The 16974-nt window shown below is 71.8% G+C and carries 20 protein-coding genes and 1 riboswitch; of the genes, 10 read left to right on the forward strand and 10 right to left on the reverse strand.

Features of this window, described 5'->3' with window-relative positions; all coding sequences use genetic code 11:
• Positions 1-151: 151 nt before the first annotated feature.
• From bioD to bioB, 3 genes are all read right to left on the reverse strand, one after another.
• Entirely contained in the window at positions 152-853 is a 702-nt protein-coding gene (gene bioD / locus CP981_RS35355; protein WP_085922132.1) for a dethiobiotin synthase, read from the reverse strand.
• Between the two features lie 123 nt (positions 854-976).
• Positions 977-2281 (reverse strand): adenosylmethionine--8-amino-7-oxononanoate transaminase, encoded by a 1305-nt coding sequence (locus CP981_RS35360; protein ID WP_085922131.1) that lies wholly within the window; start codon positions 2279-2281, stop codon positions 977-979.
• Positions 2274-3437, reverse strand: coding sequence for a biotin synthase BioB (bioB, locus tag CP981_RS35365; RefSeq protein WP_085922418.1), 1164 nt, complete (start codon positions 3435-3437; stop codon positions 2274-2276). The genes CP981_RS35360 and bioB overlap by 8 nt, the downstream gene beginning before the upstream one ends.
• 156 nt (positions 3438-3593) lie before the next feature.
• On the opposite strand from bioB, the gene CP981_RS35370 reads away from it, so the two are divergent.
• Together CP981_RS35370 and CP981_RS35375 are read left to right on the forward strand one after the other, a co-directional pair.
• Positions 3594-4820, forward strand: a complete 1227-nt coding sequence (locus CP981_RS35370; protein ID WP_244329943.1) for an 8-amino-7-oxononanoate synthase — start codon at positions 3594-3596, stop codon at positions 4818-4820.
• A gap of 280 nt (positions 4821-5100) precedes the next feature.
• Positions 5101-5529 (forward strand): ATP-binding protein, encoded by a 429-nt coding sequence (locus CP981_RS35375; RefSeq protein ID WP_085922130.1) that lies wholly within the window; start codon positions 5101-5103, stop codon positions 5527-5529.
• Between the two features lie 207 nt (positions 5530-5736).
• Here CP981_RS35375 and CP981_RS35380 read toward each other — a convergent pair whose 3' ends face one another.
• Positions 5737-6654, reverse strand: a complete 918-nt coding sequence (locus tag CP981_RS35380; RefSeq protein WP_085922129.1) for a LysR family transcriptional regulator — start codon at positions 6652-6654, stop codon at positions 5737-5739.
• A gap of 71 nt (positions 6655-6725) precedes the next feature.
• Between CP981_RS35380 and CP981_RS35385 the strand changes: the two genes are divergently transcribed.
• Complete coding sequence (locus CP981_RS35385) at positions 6726-7376, forward strand: LysE family translocator (RefSeq protein WP_085922128.1); 651 nt, start codon at positions 6726-6728, stop codon at positions 7374-7376.
• A 190-nt stretch (positions 7377-7566) separates the two neighbouring features.
• On the opposite strand, the gene CP981_RS35395 is transcribed toward CP981_RS35385, so the two are convergent.
• From CP981_RS35395 to CP981_RS35405, 3 genes are all read right to left on the reverse strand, one after another.
• Entirely contained in the window at positions 7567-8040 is a 474-nt protein-coding gene (locus tag CP981_RS35395; RefSeq protein ID WP_085922127.1) for a C40 family peptidase, read from the reverse strand.
• 4 nt (positions 8041-8044) lie between these two features.
• A riboswitch (cyclic di-AMP (ydaO/yuaA leader) is annotated at positions 8045-8230 on the reverse strand.
• Between the two features lie 289 nt (positions 8231-8519).
• Positions 8520-8828 (reverse strand): hypothetical protein, encoded by a 309-nt coding sequence (locus CP981_RS35400; protein ID WP_085922126.1) that lies wholly within the window; start codon positions 8826-8828, stop codon positions 8520-8522.
• A 6-nt stretch (positions 8829-8834) separates the two neighbouring features.
• Positions 8835-9470: an ATP-dependent Clp protease proteolytic subunit gene (locus tag CP981_RS35405; RefSeq protein ID WP_085922125.1), complete on the reverse strand. Its 636-nt coding sequence runs from the start codon at positions 9468-9470 to the stop codon at positions 8835-8837.
• A gap of 61 nt (positions 9471-9531) precedes the next feature.
• Here CP981_RS35405 and CP981_RS35410 point away from each other — a divergent pair, with 61 nt between their 5' ends.
• Entirely contained in the window at positions 9532-9846 is a 315-nt protein-coding gene (locus CP981_RS35410; protein ID WP_085922124.1) for a type II toxin-antitoxin system Phd/YefM family antitoxin, read from the forward strand.
• Between the two features lie 38 nt (positions 9847-9884).
• On the opposite strand, the gene CP981_RS35415 is transcribed toward CP981_RS35410, so the two are convergent.
• Positions 9885-10829 carry a M28 family metallopeptidase gene (locus CP981_RS35415; protein ID WP_085922123.1) on the reverse strand — a complete coding sequence of 315 codons (945 nt, stop codon included), beginning with the start codon at positions 10827-10829 and terminating at the stop codon, positions 9885-9887.
• Between the two features lie 520 nt (positions 10830-11349).
• Between CP981_RS35415 and CP981_RS35420 the strand changes: the two genes are divergently transcribed.
• The 6 genes from CP981_RS35420 to CP981_RS35445 are packed head-to-tail and all read left to right on the forward strand — an operon-like array spanning position 11350 to position 16000.
• Complete coding sequence (locus CP981_RS35420) at positions 11350-11652, forward strand: urease subunit gamma (protein WP_085922122.1); 303 nt, start codon at positions 11350-11352, stop codon at positions 11650-11652.
• A 16-nt stretch (positions 11653-11668) separates the two neighbouring features.
• The gene (locus CP981_RS35425) at positions 11669-11980 is read left to right on the forward strand and encodes an urease subunit beta (RefSeq protein ID WP_085922121.1); all 312 of its coding nucleotides are present in this window, start codon (positions 11669-11671) and stop codon (positions 11978-11980) included.
• Positions 11973-13694: an urease subunit alpha gene (locus CP981_RS35430; protein ID WP_085922120.1), complete on the forward strand. Its 1722-nt coding sequence runs from the start codon at positions 11973-11975 to the stop codon at positions 13692-13694. Before CP981_RS35425 ends, CP981_RS35430 begins: the two co-directional genes overlap by 8 nt.
• Before the next feature lie 42 nt (positions 13695-13736).
• Positions 13737-14411, forward strand: a complete 675-nt coding sequence (locus tag CP981_RS35435) for an urease accessory protein UreF (protein ID WP_085922119.1) — start codon at positions 13737-13739, stop codon at positions 14409-14411.
• 60 nt (positions 14412-14471) lie between these two features.
• Complete coding sequence (ureG, locus tag CP981_RS35440) at positions 14472-15167, forward strand: urease accessory protein UreG (RefSeq protein WP_085922118.1); 696 nt, start codon at positions 14472-14474, stop codon at positions 15165-15167.
• Positions 15164-16000: an urease accessory protein UreD gene (locus CP981_RS35445; protein WP_085922416.1), complete on the forward strand. Its 837-nt coding sequence runs from the start codon at positions 15164-15166 to the stop codon at positions 15998-16000. The genes ureG and CP981_RS35445 overlap by 4 nt, the downstream gene beginning before the upstream one ends.
• Before the next feature lie 25 nt (positions 16001-16025).
• Here the strand turns inward: CP981_RS35445 and CP981_RS35450 are convergent, their stop codons facing one another.
• Entirely contained in the window at positions 16026-16400 is a 375-nt protein-coding gene (locus tag CP981_RS35450; protein WP_085922117.1) for a roadblock/LC7 domain-containing protein, read from the reverse strand.
• 151 nt (positions 16401-16551) lie between these two features.
• Positions 16552-16932 (reverse strand): roadblock/LC7 domain-containing protein, encoded by a 381-nt coding sequence (locus CP981_RS35455; RefSeq protein ID WP_085922116.1) that lies wholly within the window; start codon positions 16930-16932, stop codon positions 16552-16554.
• Between the last annotated feature and the right edge of the window lie 42 nt (positions 16933-16974).

Below are 16974 nucleotides of genomic sequence, written 5' to 3' on the forward strand. Positions count from 1 at the left end.
CCACCGGGCGGGCAAGGAGTCACCGGCAGCCACCCCGTCAGCGGCCCGGACATCCGTACGAGGCGGGGGGCCGCTCTCGCACCGAGGGCAGGTCCCGTCCTCGCTCACCACGCGCCGTCCGTGCGGCGGTGTGCCCGCGGCCGCCCCGCCGTCACGCGGGGATACGGAACGCGCCCGATCCGCCGAGCGCCGGCGCCAGCCAGTCCGGGGCCGCGGTGCGGAAGGCGTGGGGCGCGAGCCCGGCGGAACCCTCCGGGACCAGGCCGAGGAGCGGAGCGCCCGCGGCGTCCGGGAGGTCCGCCAGATTGCAGCGGGACGCGAGGTCGGGCTCGGCCGGCCAGCTGCCGATGACGACGCCCGGGGAGTCGAGGCCATACGAGCGCAGGGCCAGCGCGGTCAGCGCGGTGGTGTTGAGGGTGCCCAGGCCCGCCTGGGCGACCACCAGTACGGGGGCCCCGGCCAGCCGCGCGGCGTCGGCGAGCGTATGGCCGTCCGCGTCGAAGCGGACCAGCAGCCCGCCCGCGCCCTCGACCAGCACCAAGTCGTGCGAGGCGGCCAGTTTGGCGGTGGCCTCGGCGATGTCCTGCGGACCGACCGGCGGCAGACCGGCCCGCAGCGCGGCCGTCGCGGGCGCCAACGGCTCCGGGTAGCGGGCGAGTTCGACGCCGGTGACCGGGCCGGCCAGTCGTTCGACCTCCGCCACATCACCCGGCTCATGCGCTGTGACGCCGGTCTGGGCCGGCTTGAGCACGGCCACCGAACGGCCCCGGGCGAGCGCCGCCGCGGCGATCGCGGCCGTGGTCACGGTCTTGCCGATCTCCGTGCCCGTGCCTGTCACGAACAGCACCGACATGGTTGTGCCTCCGACTCTGCGCGGCCGATACCGCGCGCTATGACTGGGAATGTTGCGGTGTGCCCGGTGCGCACGGCACCGGGGGCGGCGGGGCGCGGAGACCCGGCCACGCCGCCCGTGCGGTCAGCCCTCGCGCGCCGCCGCGCACACCGCGGCGCAGATGCGCGCCACATCGCCGTCGCCGGTGATGTACGGCGGCATGGTGTAGATCAGATCCCGGAACGGGCGCAGCCATACGCCCTCCCGGACCGCCGCCCGGGTCGCGGCCGCCATGTCCACCTCGTGGTCGAGCTGGACGACACCGATCGCGCCGAGCACCCGTACGTCACGCACCCCGGCGATGCCCCGGGCCGGGGCCAGACCGTCCCGCAGCCCGGCCTCGATCCGCTTGACCTCCTGCGCCCAGTCCTGGGACAGCAGCAGCTCGATCGAGGCATCGGCGACGGCCGCGGCCAGCGGATTGCCCATGAAGGTGGGACCGTGCGCCAGCACCGGCAGTGCGCCGCGGGAGATCCCGTCCGCCACCGCCGCCGTGCACAACGTCGCCGCCAGGGTGAGATATCCGCCGGTCAGCGCCTTGCCCAGGCACATCACATCGGGTGCGACGCCCGCGTGTTCAGCGGCGAAGAGGGCGCCCGTACGGCCGAAGCCGGTGGCGATCTCGTCGAAGACGAGCAGCACGCCATGGGCGTCGCAGGCCTCCCGCAGCACCCGCAGATAGCCGGGGGAGTGGAACGACATCCCGCCCGCCCCCTGCACCACGGGCTCCACGATCACCGCCGCCAGCTCATCGGCGTGCCGGGCGATCAGCTCGCGCAGCTGCGCGGCATACGCCTCGTCCGGTGCCGCGTCGAAGCCGGCCGGCGGGGCGTCCGCGAAGATCTGCCGCGGCAGCACCCCCTGCCACAGCTCATGCATCCCGCCGTCCGGATCGCACACCGACATCGGCTGCCAGGTGTCGCCGTGATAGCCGCCGCGCCAGGTCAGCAGCCGCTGTTTGCGGGGCTTTCCGAGCGAGCGCCAATACTGAAGGCACATCTTGACGGCGACCTCGACGGACACCGAACCGGAGTCGGCGAGGAAGACATGCTCCAGCGGCTCCGGGGTGATGTCGACCAGCCGCTTCGCCAGCCGGACGGCCGGCTCATGGGTCAGCCCGCCGAACATCACATGGCTCATCCGACCCAACTGGCCCTGCGCGGCGTCATTGAGGACCGGGTGGTTGTAGCCGTGCACCGCCGACCACCAGGACGACATGCCGTCCACCAACTCGTCCCGGCCCTCGGCCGGTTCGGCCAGCCGGAGCCGGACCCCGGACGCGGACTCCACCAGCAGCGGTGCGGTCCGGCCGGGCATCGGCCCGTACGGATGCCACACATGCTGCCGGTCGAGCGCGAGCAGTTCGCCGGGGGTGAGCGGCTCAGGCATTGGGCGGCAGGTCGGTACCGGCACCGCGGCGGCGCACCGAGACCAGATCACGGCGGGTGTCGTCGGACGGTGCCGCGACGGTGGCGGCGAGTTCCTCGGCGTCGCCGTCCGCGCCGTCCGCGTCGTCGGCCGCCGCCCCGCCGCAGGCCGGCCGTCGGTGCTCGGGCAGCGTCGTGGTGTCCGTGCCCTCGACCTCGAACCCGGCGTCCGCGATCATCGCGAGGTCGTCCTTGCCGGCCTGGCCCTCACTGGTCAGATAGTCGCCGAGGAAGATGGAGTTGACCAGGTGCAGGGCGAGCGGCTGGAGACTGCGCAGATGGACCTCGCGGCCGCCGGCCAGCCGTACCTCGATGTCCGGGCAGACGAACCGCACCATCGCCAGGATGCGCAGCGCGCGCTGCGGCGTGAGGTTCCACTCCTTGGCGAGCGGGGTGCCCTCGAACGGGATCAGGAAGTTGACCGGGACCGAGTCCGGGTCCAGTTCGCGCAGTGCGAAGACCACATCGACGAGGTCGGCGTCGCTCTCCCCCATACCGGCGATCAGGCCGGAGCAGGCGGACATCCCGGCCGCCTGGGCCTGCTGGACGGTGGACACCCGGTCCGAGAAGTCGTGCGTGGTGCAGATGTCGCCGTAGGTGGCTTCCGAGGTGTTCAGGTTGTGGTTGTACGCATCGGCGCCCGCCTCGCGCAGCCGGCCGGCCTGGCCGTCGGAGAGCAGACCCAGGCAGGCGCAGACCTCCACGCCCTCGTTCTGCTCCTTGATGGCGGAGATGGTCTCCGAGACGCGGTCCACGTCCTTGTCCGTGGGGCCGCGGCCACTGGCCACCAGGCAGACGCGCTTGGCGCCGCCGGCCACACCGGCGGCCGCCGCCTTGGACGCGTCATCCGGCTTGAGCCAGGTGTACTTGAGGATCTCGGCCTTCGAACCCAGCCGCTGGGAGCAGTACGAGCAGTCCTCGGGGCACAGGCCCGACTTGAGGTTGACGAGATAGTTGAGTTTGACCCGCCGCCCGAACCACTGGCGGCGCACCTTTCCGGCCGCGGCCACGACATCGAGCAGTTCGTCATCCGAGGTCGCCAGCACGGCAAGCGCCTCTTCGCGGGTCGGCAACTCGCGCCGCAGTCCCTTGTCCACCAGTGTGTTCAGCAGCTCCATGGCGTTGATCCTGGCGTACGCCACCGCCTCCGGCCAAGGAGGATCTCCACAACGAGCTCCGATCGAGGTGTGTGTATCACCACACTGTGGGCGTGCGGAACGACCGCTAACGTCTATAGACAGCCGACAATCGAGGCCGACAGACGAAGGACGCCGATGCCGCAGGACTCCGCCCCGTCGCTGCTCCACGACACCGCGCCGGCGACCCCCGGCGAGCCCCCCGCCGCGGCCTCCCGGCCGGTGTATGACGCGGCGTTCGACTGGATCGACACGGCCCGCGCCGCACGCCATCGTGCCGGTCTGGTCCGCACGCTGCGCGCCCGCCCCGCCGACTCCCCGCTGCTCGATCTGGCCAGTAACGACTATCTCGGACTCGCCCGGCACCCCGAGGTCACCCGCGGTGCGGCCGCCGCCGCGCACCGCTGGGGCGCCGGCGCCACCGGCTCCCGGCTGGTCACCGGCAGCACCGAGCTGCACGCCCGGCTGGAGGCGGAACTCGCCGCGTTCTGCGGCTTCGAGGCCGCTTTGGTGCTGTCGTCCGGTTATGCCGCGAACCTCGCCGCCGTCACCGCGCTCACCGCCCCCGGCACCCTGGTCGTCTCCGACGCGGGCAACCACGCCTCCCTCATCGACGGCTGCCGGCTCTCCCGGGCCCGTACCGAAGTGACCCCGCACGCCGACCCCGAGGCCGTGCGCACGGCGCTGACCGGCCACGACGGCCGGGCGCTCACCGTGACCGACGCGGTCTTCTCGGTCGACGGCGACGCCGCGCCGCTCCCCGCGCTCGCCGAGGTCGGCCGGTCCGCGGGCGCCGCGCTGCTCGTCGACGACGCGCACGGTCTGGGCGTCCTGGGCGACGGGGGCCGCGGTGCGCTGTGGGCCGCCGGGCTCGCCGGTGACGGCGATGTGGTGACCACCGTGACGCTCTCCAAGTCCCTCGGCTCCCAGGGCGGTGCGGTGCTCGGCCCGGCCCGGGTCATCGAGCACCTGGTCAACACCGCCCGGTCGTTCATCTTCGACACCGGACTCGCCCCGGCGGCGGCCGGCGGCGCCCTGACCGCACTGCGGCTGCTGCGCCGCGAACCGCAGCGCGCCGCCCGGGCCCGCCAGGTCGCCCGGGAGCTGTACGACCGGCTCACCGCGGCGGGGCTGGCCGCGGTCCGGCCGGATGCCGCGGTGGTCTCGGTCCGCGCCCCCTCGCCGGAAGCGGCGGTCCGCTGGGCCGCCGACTGCCGTGCGGCCGGACTCGCGGTCGGCTGCTTCCGGCCGCCGTCCGTGCCCGACGGGATCTCCCGGCTGCGGCTCACCGCCCGCGCGGATCTGACGGACGCCCAGCTCGACACGGCGGTCGGCACGATCGTGGCCACGGCGCCGACGGCCTGACGCGTACGGCGTTCCGGGGCCGGCCGCCGTCGTCGGCCCCGCTCCTGCGGGCCTCCCGGAACCCGCTGGTGCGGTCCGCCCAAATCCGTTCTCGCAGGGCAGAGTTCACCGCAACGAGCGATAGGGCTCCGTATATGTGGGTGGATCGGGTATCTCATCGCCGGCGGGGGTGGCAGTCTGGCGCCCAGCAGAAGCCCGAGGCCGCACCGGTGTCCGGAGCGGCATCCCGGGTCCGGTGCGCACCGGACCCGGGCCTCGGTGGGAAAGGGACGGCGCCTCGATGGCAGACCACCAAGCATCCTCACTGACTCTGCCGAGCGCCCCCGCCTCGGTCCGCACCGCCCGCAGCCACGCCCTCACCGTGCTCGCCGAATGGGGCCTGCCCGCCGACTCCGCACTCGCCGACTCCCTCCGGCTGATCGTCTCCGAACTCGCGACCAACGCCGTCGTGCACACCTTCGGCCGGTCGCCGGACTTCACCGTCGAGCTGCGGCTGGAGCGCGACGAGCAGCTGCGGGTCGGCATCACCGACAGCCATCCCCGCCACCCGCGCCGACTGCCCGCCGCCGTCCAGCAGGACAACGGCCGGGGCCTGGTCATCATCCGCTGCCTCGCCGCGGAAGCCGGCGGCCGGCTCTCGGTCGTCCCCACCGACTCCGGCGGGAAGACCGTCTGGATCACCCTGCCGTGGCAGAACACCGTCCGCTGACGACCTCTGCCGCACCCGGCGGCACCTAGGGGGTGTCCGCAAAGTCCCGTCGTCCGCCCGGAGGGCGGGGCTCGCGGCGTCTGGTGCGTGCGCTCGCAAGGCGGAGGGTCGTCCTCGTAGTGGGTCTACGTGGACGATCCGACAACGCAGCGAGCGTGCGTGCCAGACGTCGCGAGCCAGGCGGGACTTTGCGGACACCCCCTAGGGCTACGGCGTGGGGGAGTGGCGGGTGAAGGCTCCGCGCAGCAGGGCGCGCAAGGTGTCCGCGGCCGGGGCGCCGCCGTCGGGGCGGTAGGCCACCGAGATCCGGCGGAGCAGCTCCGGCGGGTCCAGCCGGCGGACCCCCAGCGGGGTCACGGAGCCCTCCGCCATCATCTCCGGGACCACCGCCACCCCGAGCCCCGCGCTCACCAGCGCACACACCACCGCATAGCTAGGCGACTCGCAGCGCACCGCCACACTCGCCCCGGCGGCCGCCAGCACCGCCTCCACGGCACGCCGGTTCGGGTTGGCCGGTGCCATGCTGACCAGCGGCTGACCGGCCAGCTCGGCGAGCGGCAGACGTCCGGCACCCGCCGACAGGGCATGGCCCGGCGCGGTGACCAGCACCAGTTCCTCGGTCAGCAGCGGTTCGAGCCGCACCCCCTCCGGCGGCGGCATCGCCTCGCCCGGCACATACTCGTGCGTCAGCGCCAGATCGACCTCGCCCAGCGCCACCGCTGCGGTGGCCTGCGGAGGTACGTACTCCGTGACGCTCAGCTCCACATCGGGGTGCGCGCGCCGGAACGCGTTGAGCGCGGGCGGCAGCAGATGCGTCCCGGCGGTCATGAACGTGCCGACCCGCAGTCGGCCGCCGGACAGCCCCGTCAGCCGGGACAGCTCGTGCCGCGCCTGCTCCAGCTCGTCGAGCACCCGCCGGGCCCGTACGAGCAGCAGCTCACCGGCCGCCGTCAGCCGCGCCCCGCGGTGGTGGCGCACCAGCAGCGCCGTCCCGGCCTCCCGCTCCAGCTTGGCGAGCTGCTGGGAGAGCGCGGGCGCGGTGTAGCCCAGCCGGTCGGCGGCTCTGCTGATCGAACCGGCCTCCGCCACCGCCACCAGAGCGGCCAGCCGCGTGGGGTCGTACATAAGAACCTCTTTAGGCCCCCCAAGAACATTGCCACTCCCCATTAAAGGCTCTGACCAGCGAAACTGCTCCCATGGACGGACAGCTGATGGCCTTCACCGGAGTCGCCGCGGGCATGGTCGCCATGCCGGGCGCGGACTTCGCGGTCGTGGTGCGCCACGCACTCGACTCGCGCCGGGCGGGGGTGGCGGCCGCCGTCGGAGTGGCGGGCGGGCTGCTGGTGCACACCGCACTGGCGGTCGCCGGGCTCGCGGCCGTGCTGGTGGCCGTGCCCGCGCTCTTCGGCGCCGTCCAACTCCTGGGCGGGGTCTATCTGTTGTACCTCGGCGTCGGTGCGCTGGCCGCTGCCGTCCGCCGCAGGGGGACGCCCGGCGATGCCGCGACCGCACCGGCCGACAGCCCGGCCGCCCGCCCGGCCACCGCGGGGCGAAGCCTGCGCCAGGGCTTCCTGACCAACGCCCTCAACCCCAAGGCCCCGGTCCTCTTCCTCAGTCTGCTGCCGCAGTTCGTCCCGGCCGGCGAGCCCGCGCTGCCGCGCACGCTGCTGCTCGCGACGATGGTCGTGGCCATGGCCCTGGTGTGGTTCCCCGCCGTCGCTCTGCTCGTCGACCGCCTGGGCAGCTGGCTGCGCCGCCCCCGGGTCACCCGCGCCCTGGAAGCCGTCACCGGAGCGCTGCTCACCACACTGGGCGGCATCCTGCTCGTCGAGGTCGTACTGGCCTGAAGGACGGGCACGGGCAGGCCGGCGCACCCCGGTGTCCCGCGGCGACGGCGGGGCAGCACCGTCACCGAGCCGTCCGCGGGCGGGAAGCTTCCGCGCGCCGCAGCCGTCAGCAGTGTGCTCAGTGGTGAGGTAACCCGGCCAAGTTGGCCAATCCCACTGGTAATTGATCACACGTGAGACGAAATGCCGGTCAGCCCACACGTCCATAGGACACCGCGCCACTCCAGATCCGTTCCAGCCGCACCACGCTCCCGGCCTTGGGCGCATGCCACATCCGGCCCCGGCCCGCGTAGATGCCGACGTGGTAAATGCCGCGTGCGGAACGGAAGAAGACCAGGTCACCGCGTCTGCGCACGGAGGCTGGGACATGCCGGGTGCGGACGTACTGTGCGGCGGCGGTACGGGGCAGCGCCCGCCCGGCGCGCTTGAACGAATACAGCGTCAGGCCCGAACAGTCGAAGCGGTACGGCCCTTGGGCGCCGTATTGGTAGGGCGCGCCGCTCTTGGAGGCCGCGATCCGCAGCGCGTAGGCGGACACCGTCGCGGCTTCGGCGTTCCCGGTCTCTCCTGGGGAGACGGTTGTCCCGCCCAGGGTGACCAGCGTCAGAGCGGTGACGGTGCCGGCGCGCGCCAGCAGATTCGGCGTATGCATGCGCACAGTCATGCGCAAACCCTTCGTCAGCCGCCTGCGAAGGAAGACCTGTCGGGTTCGGGCAGGCGAAGATGCCCGGCCGTGCGTACGGCTTCACCCCAAGGAGCCCTCGGCCATAAGGCCGGGACCCCGTCCTGCTCGGGTCCTCCGCTCCCGCCGATCCACAACGTCGACCGGACATCCGGTACGGCGGCGGGATTAGGCGCCCGTCCGGACCGCCCCGTCGCTGTGGCGGGGTCTTGCCGTCGAAGGGATCGTCACGCACCCGCCACCAGAATTCCGAGCTGAAAATGCCGTATGTGACATGCGTCACACTTCGCCTGAATGGTTACTTTTGTTCCCTCATGCGCTGAGGCGCGGAGCGTCGCAGCCCCTGGACCAGGGGCGAAACATCAAAGGTCCAAGGAATTGCCTCTCCCCGCGCAATTCGTCGCCTCCTCACATCGGGCCCGGACGCTACGCCGTATGCGCAGCTCCGTGTGCGTGTCGCGTCAACTCTCCGTGGCCGGCGGCATCGTCACGAGCCCGGCCCGGCGCTCGCCCTCCAGTACCCGGAGCGCCCGGGCCAGGGTCTCGCGGTGCAGCTCGCTCTCGCCCCGGTCGTGCATCAGTGTCAGCGCGTCGCGCAGTCCGGCGGCCTTGCCGACCAGTGCTTGGGCGGCCCGCAGTCCGGTGTAGGTGTCGCCGCCCCGGGCCGGGTTGATCCTGCCCAGCAGGTCGAGCACCTCCAGGTAGCGGTCGATCAGGTCGCCCTCGGCCCGTGTCAGGGCGGGCAGTGGCGGAAGTTCCGGCAGCAGCATCCGGGCTCACCGCTCGCCGAGTTGGGGGGCGGACTGCTTGCGCTGACGGGTGAGTGCGTCGATCAGGCCGTACTCCCGGGCGGCTTCGGCGTCGAAGATCTTGTCGCGCTCGATATCGGCGGCGATCCGCTCCCGGGGCTGTCCGGTGTGTTCGGCCAGCATCCGCTCCAGCATGTCGCGGGTGCGCAGCAACTCCTCGGCCTCGATCTGGAGATCGGTGGCCTGGCCCTGGACGGGCTCGTGGAGCGAGGGCTGGTGGATCAGGATCCGGGCGCCGGGCAGGGCCAGCCGCTTTCCGGGGGTGCCGGCGGCCAGCAGGACCGCGGCTGCGGAGGCGGCCTGCCCCAGACAGATGGTCTGCACATCGCACGACACGAAGCGCATCGTGTCGTAGATGGCGGTCATCGCCGTGAAGGAGCCGCCGGGGGAGTTGATGTAGAGCGAGATGTCCTGGTCGGGCGCGGCGTGTTCGAGGTGGATGAACTGCGCCATCACATCGTTGGCGGAGGCGTCGTCGACCGGGGTGCCCAGGAAGATGATGCGCTCACTGAGCAGCTTGGAGTACGGGTCCATGGTGCGCGTCCCCTGGGACGTGCGCTCGGTGAACTCGGGAAGGATGTAGCGGGCCATCGGTCGCAGCATGAGCTTGCTCCTCTCTCTGTGTAAAAAATGTACAGGATGTACGTCCAGTTAGAATGGGAGCATGGCCTACGAAATTCCGGTGACGCAAGCCCGGGCGGAGCTGGCGGATCTGATCAACCGCGTTGTCTACGGCGGTGAGCGGGTGGTCGTCACCCGGCACGGCAAACCGCTGGTGGCGCTGGTATCCGCCGCTGACCTGGAGCTTCTTGATGAGCTGGGGCGGCGAGAGCAGAGTGCGGAGGACGAGCAGGTGATCAGCACGGTCTCCGCCGTGCGACAGCTCCCGTCCGCTCCGGGCGAACGGCGGCGGTTCGGGATCGCCGCAGAACACCGCGACCCGGCTGCCGGGGACCGGCGGCCGGGTCGCGAGAGCTGACGGTCAGCGAGTGCTGACCGTGCGGGGGTGCGGGTGGCTCAGGAGCTGAGCTCCCACAGCGCGTGGGCGATGGCGTCGGTGTGGTTGTCCAGCGCCTTGTCGTCGATGTTCTTCGCGGTGTCGCAGGACTGGTGGTAGCAGGCGTCGAAGGCCTTGCCGGCCTCGCCGCCCCAGTTCTTCGCCTGCTCCTCGGTCTTCTTGTAGTCGGCGCCGGAGAAGAGGCCGCCGACGGCGATGCCCGCGTCCTTGAAGGAGGCGTGGTCCGAGCGGCCGTCGCCCTCGGTCTCCTTCTCGGTGGCGATGTTCTTCTTGGCGAAGAAGTCCTTGAAGACCTTCTCCAGGCGGGTGTCGTCGTCGTAGACGAAGTAGCCCGGGTTCGGCGAGCCGATCATGTCGAAGTTCAGATAGGAGTCGATCTTCGACTTGTCGGCGCCGAGCTTGTTGACGTAGGCTTGCGAGCCGACCATGCCGTCCTCTTCGTCGCCGAACCAGGCGAACCGGAGGTGCTTGGTGGGCTTGAGATCCGCCTTGGCGACGGCGAGCGCCACCTCGAGGATGCCGGCCGAGCCCGAGCCGTTGTCGTTGATGCCGGGGCCGTCGGGGACCGAGTCCAGGTGGGCGCCGGCCATCACGGTCTTGCTCTCGTCGCCGCCCTTCCAGTCGGCGACCAGGTTGTAGCCCTTGGCGCCGCCGCCGTCGAACTCCTCGACCTTGGTGGTGAATCCGGCCTTGTCGAGCTTGCCCTTGATGAAGTCGACGGAGGCCTTGTAGCCGGCCTGTCCGTGGGCGCGGTTGCCGCCGTTGGCGTCGGCGATCGACTGGAGCTGGTCCAGGTCGGCCTTGACGGACTTGACGTCGATGTCCGGGGCGGCCGCCGGCGCGGTCCCGGCGTAGGCGCCGGCCGCGGTGAAGACGGTGGCGGCGACGGCGGCGACGGCGCCCGTGGCCAGCGCGGCCCGGCGTATTCGCGTGGAACGAGTCACAGTGTTTGCTCCGATACTGGTGTGGGGGGATGGAGCTGTTTGACGCGCACATGAGAATTGCGATCACTTTGCCAACCGTCAAGAGCGCATACCGGACAGTTGTGTTCGGCGAGCGAGCCGGGTCTCGTTTACGCCGATAGTGGCGATTCATGGCGCATGGCGGTCATCTGTTCCGTGCGCCCGGGCGGGCCTCAAGGGGTGGATTTCGCCAGCGCATTGCTTGTGCGGCCCGGGAGATGACGGGGTGCCGGTTGCTGCGGGAGGCGGTGCCCGCGCCGTAACGGGCGGTGATAGCGCCGCGTTACACCAGGCGAAAGAAGGGGTGTCGACAGGTCCCTGGCCGTAACGCCGCTGAAATCCCGCCGAACTAGCCTCCTGGCGCACAGCGCTTGATGGCCAAGTGCTGAAAGTCGGTTTGCTCCTCCTTTAATTACTGCGTGGTACATCTAGCGACACGGGTGTGCCCACGCCTGTGACCTGGGCGAATGTGTCCGGGCGGGAAGACTGTGAGGTGGAAGGTATGCAACTGACCCCGCATGAACAGGAGCGCCTGATGATTCATGTGGCGGCAGACGTGGCTGAAAAGCGCCGCTCCCGGGGGGTGAAGCTGAACCACCCCGAGTCGATCGCGCTGCTCACCGTGCACATCCTCGAAGGCGCCCGGGACGGCCGTACCGTCGCCGAGCTGATGTCCTCCGGCCGCAAGGTGCTCACCCGCGACGAGGTCATGGACGGCATCCCCGAGATGATCCACGACGTGCAGGTCGAAGCCACCTTCCCCGACGGCACCAAGCTCGTCACCGTTCACGAACCCATCAACTGAACGGGGAGAGCGGAACATGATCCCAGGCCAGATCCTCCACGCCGACGAGCCGGTGCGCCTCAACGAAGGCCTTCCCCACACGCGGCTCACCGTCCTCAACGCCGCCGACCGCCCCGTCCAGGTCGGCTCCCACTACCACTTCGCCGAGGCCAATCCCGGCCTCGACTTCGACCGCGCGGCCGCGCACGGCAAGCGGCTGAACGTCCCGGCCGGCTCCGCCGTGCGCTTCGAGCCCGGCATCCCCACCGAGGTCGAACTCGTCCCCATCGGGGGCAAGCGCATCGTCATGGGCCTGCGGGGCGAGACCGGAGGAACCCTCGATGGCTGAACTCACCCGCCAGGCTTACGCCGACCTCTTCGGCCCGACCGCCGGCGACCGCATCCGGCTCGCCGACACCGACCTCCTCATCGAGATCACCGAGGACCGCTCGGGCGGCCCCGGCCGGGCCGGCGACGAGGCCGTCTTCGGCGGCGGCAAGGTGATCCGCGAATCGATGGGCCAGTCCCGCGCCACCCGCGCCGAGGGCACCCCCGACACCGTCATCACCGGCGCGGTCGTGCTCGACCACTGGGGCATCGTCAAGGCCGACGTCGGCATCCGTGACGGCCGGATCACCGCCCTGGGCAAGGCCGGCAACCCCGAGACCATGGACGGCGTCCACCCCGACCTGGTCATCGGCCCGGAGACCGAAGTCATCGCGGGCAACGGCAAGATCCTCACCGCCGGTGCCATCGACACCCATGTGCACTTCATCTGCCCGCAGCAGGCGGACGAGGCGCTGGCCTCCGGCGTCACCACGATGATCGGCGGCGGAACCGGGCCCGCCGAGGGCAGCAAGGCCACCACCATCACCCCCGGCGCCTGGCATGTCGCCCGGCTGCTGGAGTCGATGGACTCGCTCCCCGTCAACGTCGGTCTGCTCGGCAAGGGCAACACCACCTCCCTCGCGTCGATGCGCGACCAGCTGCGGGCCGGGATCCTCGGCTTCAAGATCCACGAGGACTGGGGTGCCACCCCCGCCGTCCTCGACGCCTGTCTGACCGTCTGCGAGGAGAGCGGCGCCCAGCTCGCCATCCACACCGACACCCTCAACGAGGCCGGCTTCCTCGGTGACACCCTCGCCGCCATCGCGGGCCGTTCGATCCACGCCTTCCATGTCGAGGGCGCCGGCGGCGGCCACGCCCCCGACATGATCGCGATGGTCTCCGAGCCGAACGTGCTGCCCGCCTCGACCAACCCCACCCGGCCGCACACCGTCAACACCGTCGAGGAACACCTCGACATGCTGATGGTCTGCCACCACCTCAACCCCGCGGTCCCCGAGGACCTGGCGTTCGCCGAATCCCGGATCCGGCCCTCCACCATCGCCGCCGAGGACATCCTGCACGACCTCGGCGCCATCTCGATCATGGCCTCGGACGCCCAGGCCATGGGCCGGATCGGCGAGGTCGTGCTGCGCACCTGGCAGACCGCGCATGTGATGAAGCGGCGTCGCGGCGCACTGCCCGGCGACGGCGCCGCGGACAACCACCGGGCCCGCCGCTATGTCGCGAAGTACACCCTCAACGCGGCCATCGCCCAGGGCATCGACCATCTCGTCGGCTCCGTCGAGGACGGCAAGCTCGCCGATCTCGTCCTGTGGGACCCGGCGTTCTTCGGCGTCAAACCGCAGCTGGTCATCAAGGGCGGCCAGATCGCCTATGCGCAGATGGGCGACGCCAACGCCTCCATCCCCACACCGCAGCCGGTGCTGCCCCGCCCGATGTTCGGCGCCACCGGCCGGGCACCGGGCAGCAACTCGGTCAACTTCGTCGCCCCGCAGGCCCTGGCGGACGGCCTCCCCGAGCGCCTCCCGCTGAGCAAGGCCTTCGAGGCGATCCGCAGCACCCGCGGCGTCACCAAGGCCGATATGCGCAACAACGACGCCCTGCCGCGCGTCCAGGTCGACCCGGACACCTTCACCGTGACCATCGACGACGAGGTGGTCGAGCCCCGCCCCGCCGCCGAACTCCCCATGGCCCAGCGGTACTTCCTCTTCTGAGGGGACACCCATGAACACCCCGACGAAGGACACGGACCACCGATGAGCCGCGCAGCGCTGCTCGTCCTCGCCGACGGCCGGTTCCCCGCCGGCGGGCACGCCCACTCGGGCGGCGCCGAACCGGCCGTCGCCGCGGGACGTATCAAGGACGCCGCCACCCTGGAGGCCTTCTGCCGGGGCCGGCTGCACACCGCGGGCCTGGTCGCCGCGGGTCTGGCCGCCGCGGCCGCGGCCGGCCACGACCCGCTCCTTCTGGACGACGCCGCCGACGCCCGTACGCCCGTCCCGGCGCTGCGGCAGGTCGCCCGGCGGCTCGGCCGGCAGATGATGCGGGCGGCCCGCGCCACCTGGCCGAGCGCCGCCCTCGACGCACTCGCCACGGCCCGCCCCCGCGGCGCCCACCAGCCCGTCGTCCTCGGCCTGGCCGCCCGGTCGGCCGGTCTGCCGCCGCTCGATGCCGCGTACGCCGTCGCCTACGAGAACATCAGCGGCCCGGCCACCGCGGCGGTCCGGCTGCTGAGCCTGGACCCCTTCGACGCCACCGCCGTGCTCGCCCACCTCACCGCCGACCTCGACCGGGTCGCGGAACAGGGCGCCGAGGCCGCGCGGCGGATCGCCTCCGAGGGAGTCGACGCACTGCCCGCCGCCTCCGCGCCGCTGCTCGACATCACCGCCCAACAGCACGCCGCCTGGCCGGTACGCCTCTTCGCCTCCTGACCCCCGGCCCTCCCGCCGGACCCACCACCGCCCGCGGCCGCACCCATCACCGGAGTGACCATGCATCTCGACCACAAGGACACCTTCCCCGAGCGCTACACCTACAGCGCCCCCGCCCCCGTACGGGCCGATGGCACCCGGCGCGCCCTGCGCATCGGGCTGGGCGGACCGGTCGGTACCGGTAAGACCGCCACCGTCGCCGCGCTCTGCCGCGCCCTGCGCGACGAGCTGTCCCTCGCCGTGGTCACCAACGACATCTACACCCGCGAGGACGCCGAATTCCTGCTCCGCGAGGCGGTGCTGCCCGCCGAGCGGATCTCCGCCGTCGAGACCGGCGCCTGCCCGCACACCGCCATCCGCGACGACATCTCCGCCAACCTCGAAGCCGTCGAGGACCTGGAGGAGGCGGTCGGCCCGCTCGACCTCGTACTGGTCGAATCCGGCGGCGACAACCTCACCGCGACCTTCTCCAAGGGCCTGGTCGACGCCCAGATCTTCGTCATCGACGTAGCCGGCGGCGACGACATCCCCCGCAAGGGCGGCCCCGGCGTCACCACCTCCGACCTCCTCGTCGTCAACAAGACCGACCTCGCCCCCTACGTGGGCGTCGACCTCGAAGGCATGGCCCGCGACGCCAAGGCCCAGCGCGGCGAGCTGCCGGTCGTCTTCACCGCCCTGAAGTCGGAGAACGGCGTCCGGCCCGTGACGGAGTGGGTCCGGGAGCGGCTGGCGGACTGGACCGCGGGCCCGGCATGACCACCGCGCTCCGCACACCGCCGCAGACCGCCGCCGCTTCGGCCGCCGGTCTGCGTGCCACCGCCCGCATCGTCGCGCGGGCTGACGAGGCGGACGGCATCACCCGGCTGCCGGTCCTCGACGGCGACGGACCGTTCGCGCTGCGCCGGATCCGCGGGCCCGGCGGGCAGGCCCGGGTCTGTGTCGTGGGCGCCATGAGTGCCCCCCTCGGCGGCGACCGGCTGGCCATCGAAGCCACCGCCGAGGCGGGCGCCGCCCTGCATCTCACATCCGCCGCCGCGACCGTCGCGCTGCCCGGCCGCACGGCCGACCATGCCACCTACGACGTGCGGCTGACGGTGGGCGACGGTGCCCGGCTCGACTGGCTGCCCGAACCGCTGATCTCCGCGGCCGGCAGCGTGCTGCGGATGACCACCACTGTCGAACTCGCGCCCACCGCTCACCTGGTACTGCGCGAGGAGCAGGTCCTGGGACGCAGCGGCGAGGAGACCGGGGCGCTGCGCAGCCGGCTCATCGTCCGCCGGGCCGGCCGGACGCTGCTCGACCAGGAGACGGCGTACGGGCCCGGCGCCCCCGGCTGGCACACCTCGGCCGTGCTGGACGGACACCGCGCCCTCGGCCAACTCCTCGTGGTACAGCGGGAGTTCGAACAGAGCCCGGCCGAGGTGCGGCTGCTGGGCGATGCGGCGGGGGAGCGGTCCGGCGACGGCGCGGGGCAGGGCGTCCTGGCACCGCTCGCCGGACCCGCGGCACTGGCCACGGCCGTCGCCCCGGACGCGCTCCGGCTGCGGCGCCTCCTGGACGAGGCCGCCCGGAGCGCCGCCGCCGGGTGACGGCGGCGGGCGAGGGGCGGCCGGCTCAGACCTCCAGGTCGGCCTCCAGCTTGGCGAGACGGTGGCGCGCCAGCGCGAGATTGGCCCGCTTGCGGTCCAGCACCAGATAGAGGAAGAGCCCGCCGCCGTTCTTGCCCGACACCGGGCGGATGATGTGGTACTGCGCGGTCAGCGTGATGAGCATGTCCTCGATGGAGCCCTGGAGTTCCAGCATCTCCATGGTGCGCATCTTGGCGCGTACGACATCGGTATTGCCGGCCGCCGCGATATTGAGGTCCAGCGCCTGACTGTCGCCCAGGGTGGCCAGCGCCATACCGCTGGTGTAGTCGACCAGGGCGACGCCGACCGCGCCCTCGATGGTCGACATCGCGTCGGCGAGAGCGGATTCCATTTGAGCCATGAGGGGTCAGACCTTTCGATTTCTTGACGGTGTTTCAGCGGTTCCGGGGTTGAACGGTTCTGGGGTCCCGGGGTTCGAGGTTTCCGGCGTTCCGGGGGTTTTTGCGTACGTGCGGGGACGGTGGAAGAGTTGTCCTGTCGTCGGTGAGCTCTTATCGGTGGGGCGCCGCGTCCACGAGGGCGCCGATGCGTTCCGCGGCCTTCCGGGCCTGGAGATGGAGCCGCCCCACGTTGGTGTCCGTGCTGGCCACGGCCGTCAGGACCGCGCGGCGCCCGGCCGAATAAGCGGCTATGTAGCCGGTGGCGCCGCGGGTCAGGGATTCCTCGAAGGTGCCCTGGCCGGTCGCCTCGGTGAGGCGTTTGGCGACGCCGATCGCGGCGGCGGTGAGCGCGGCCAGACCGTCCGGTTCGATATCCGGCAGATCGTGGGCGATCACCATGCCGTCCACGCTCGCGACCATCCCGCCCTGGAAATGGCGCACTTGATCGCGCAGCGTGTGCAATTCATCCCGTATACGGGGTTCGATCGTCATCAGTCTCCTTTTCCGGGCACGTTTTCCGATGACGCGCCTCAT

It is taken from the genome of Streptomyces platensis (assembly GCF_008704855.1).
Taxonomy (GTDB): Bacteria; Actinomycetota; Actinomycetes; order Streptomycetales; family Streptomycetaceae; genus Streptomyces; species Streptomyces platensis.

What these genes read in the sequence shown, in the direction of transcription:
- bioD (WP_085922132.1), bottom strand. Translation starts at nt 853, where the DNA reads ATGTCGGTGCTGTTCGTGACAGGCACGGGCACGGAGATCGGCAAGACC.
- CP981_RS35360 (WP_085922131.1), bottom strand. Translation starts at nt 2,281, where the DNA reads ATGCCTGAGCCGCTCACCCCCGGCGAACTGCTCGCGCTCGACCGGCAG.
- bioB (WP_085922418.1), bottom strand. Translation starts at nt 3,437, where the DNA reads ATGGAGCTGCTGAACACACTGGTGGACAAGGGACTGCGGCGCGAGTTG.
- CP981_RS35370 (WP_244329943.1), top strand. Translation starts at nt 3,594, where the DNA reads ATGCCGCAGGACTCCGCCCCGTCGCTGCTCCACGACACCGCGCCGGCG.
- CP981_RS35375 (WP_085922130.1), top strand. Translation starts at nt 5,101, where the DNA reads ATGGCAGACCACCAAGCATCCTCACTGACTCTGCCGAGCGCCCCCGCC.
- CP981_RS35380 (WP_085922129.1), bottom strand. Translation starts at nt 6,654, where the DNA reads ATGTACGACCCCACGCGGCTGGCCGCTCTGGTGGCGGTGGCGGAGGCC.
- CP981_RS35385 (WP_085922128.1), top strand. Translation starts at nt 6,726, where the DNA reads ATGGACGGACAGCTGATGGCCTTCACCGGAGTCGCCGCGGGCATGGTC.
- CP981_RS35395 (WP_085922127.1), bottom strand. Translation starts at nt 8,040, where the DNA reads ATGACTGTGCGCATGCATACGCCGAATCTGCTGGCGCGCGCCGGCACC.
- CP981_RS35400 (WP_085922126.1), bottom strand. Translation starts at nt 8,828, where the DNA reads ATGCTGCTGCCGGAACTTCCGCCACTGCCCGCCCTGACACGGGCCGAG.
- CP981_RS35405 (WP_085922125.1), bottom strand. Translation starts at nt 9,470, where the DNA reads ATGCTGCGACCGATGGCCCGCTACATCCTTCCCGAGTTCACCGAGCGC.
- CP981_RS35410 (WP_085922124.1), top strand. Translation starts at nt 9,532, where the DNA reads ATGGCCTACGAAATTCCGGTGACGCAAGCCCGGGCGGAGCTGGCGGAT.
- CP981_RS35420 (WP_085922122.1), top strand. Translation starts at nt 11,350, where the DNA reads ATGCAACTGACCCCGCATGAACAGGAGCGCCTGATGATTCATGTGGCG.
- CP981_RS35425 (WP_085922121.1), top strand. Translation starts at nt 11,669, where the DNA reads ATGATCCCAGGCCAGATCCTCCACGCCGACGAGCCGGTGCGCCTCAAC.
- CP981_RS35430 (WP_085922120.1), top strand. Translation starts at nt 11,973, where the DNA reads ATGGCTGAACTCACCCGCCAGGCTTACGCCGACCTCTTCGGCCCGACC.
- CP981_RS35435 (WP_085922119.1), top strand. Translation starts at nt 13,737, where the DNA reads ATGAGCCGCGCAGCGCTGCTCGTCCTCGCCGACGGCCGGTTCCCCGCC.
- ureG (WP_085922118.1), top strand. Translation starts at nt 14,472, where the DNA reads ATGCATCTCGACCACAAGGACACCTTCCCCGAGCGCTACACCTACAGC.
- CP981_RS35445 (WP_085922416.1), top strand. Translation starts at nt 15,164, where the DNA reads ATGACCACCGCGCTCCGCACACCGCCGCAGACCGCCGCCGCTTCGGCC.
- CP981_RS35450 (WP_085922117.1), bottom strand. Translation starts at nt 16,400, where the DNA reads ATGGCTCAAATGGAATCCGCTCTCGCCGACGCGATGTCGACCATCGAG.
- CP981_RS35455 (WP_085922116.1), bottom strand. Translation starts at nt 16,932, where the DNA reads ATGACGATCGAACCCCGTATACGGGATGAATTGCACACGCTGCGCGAT.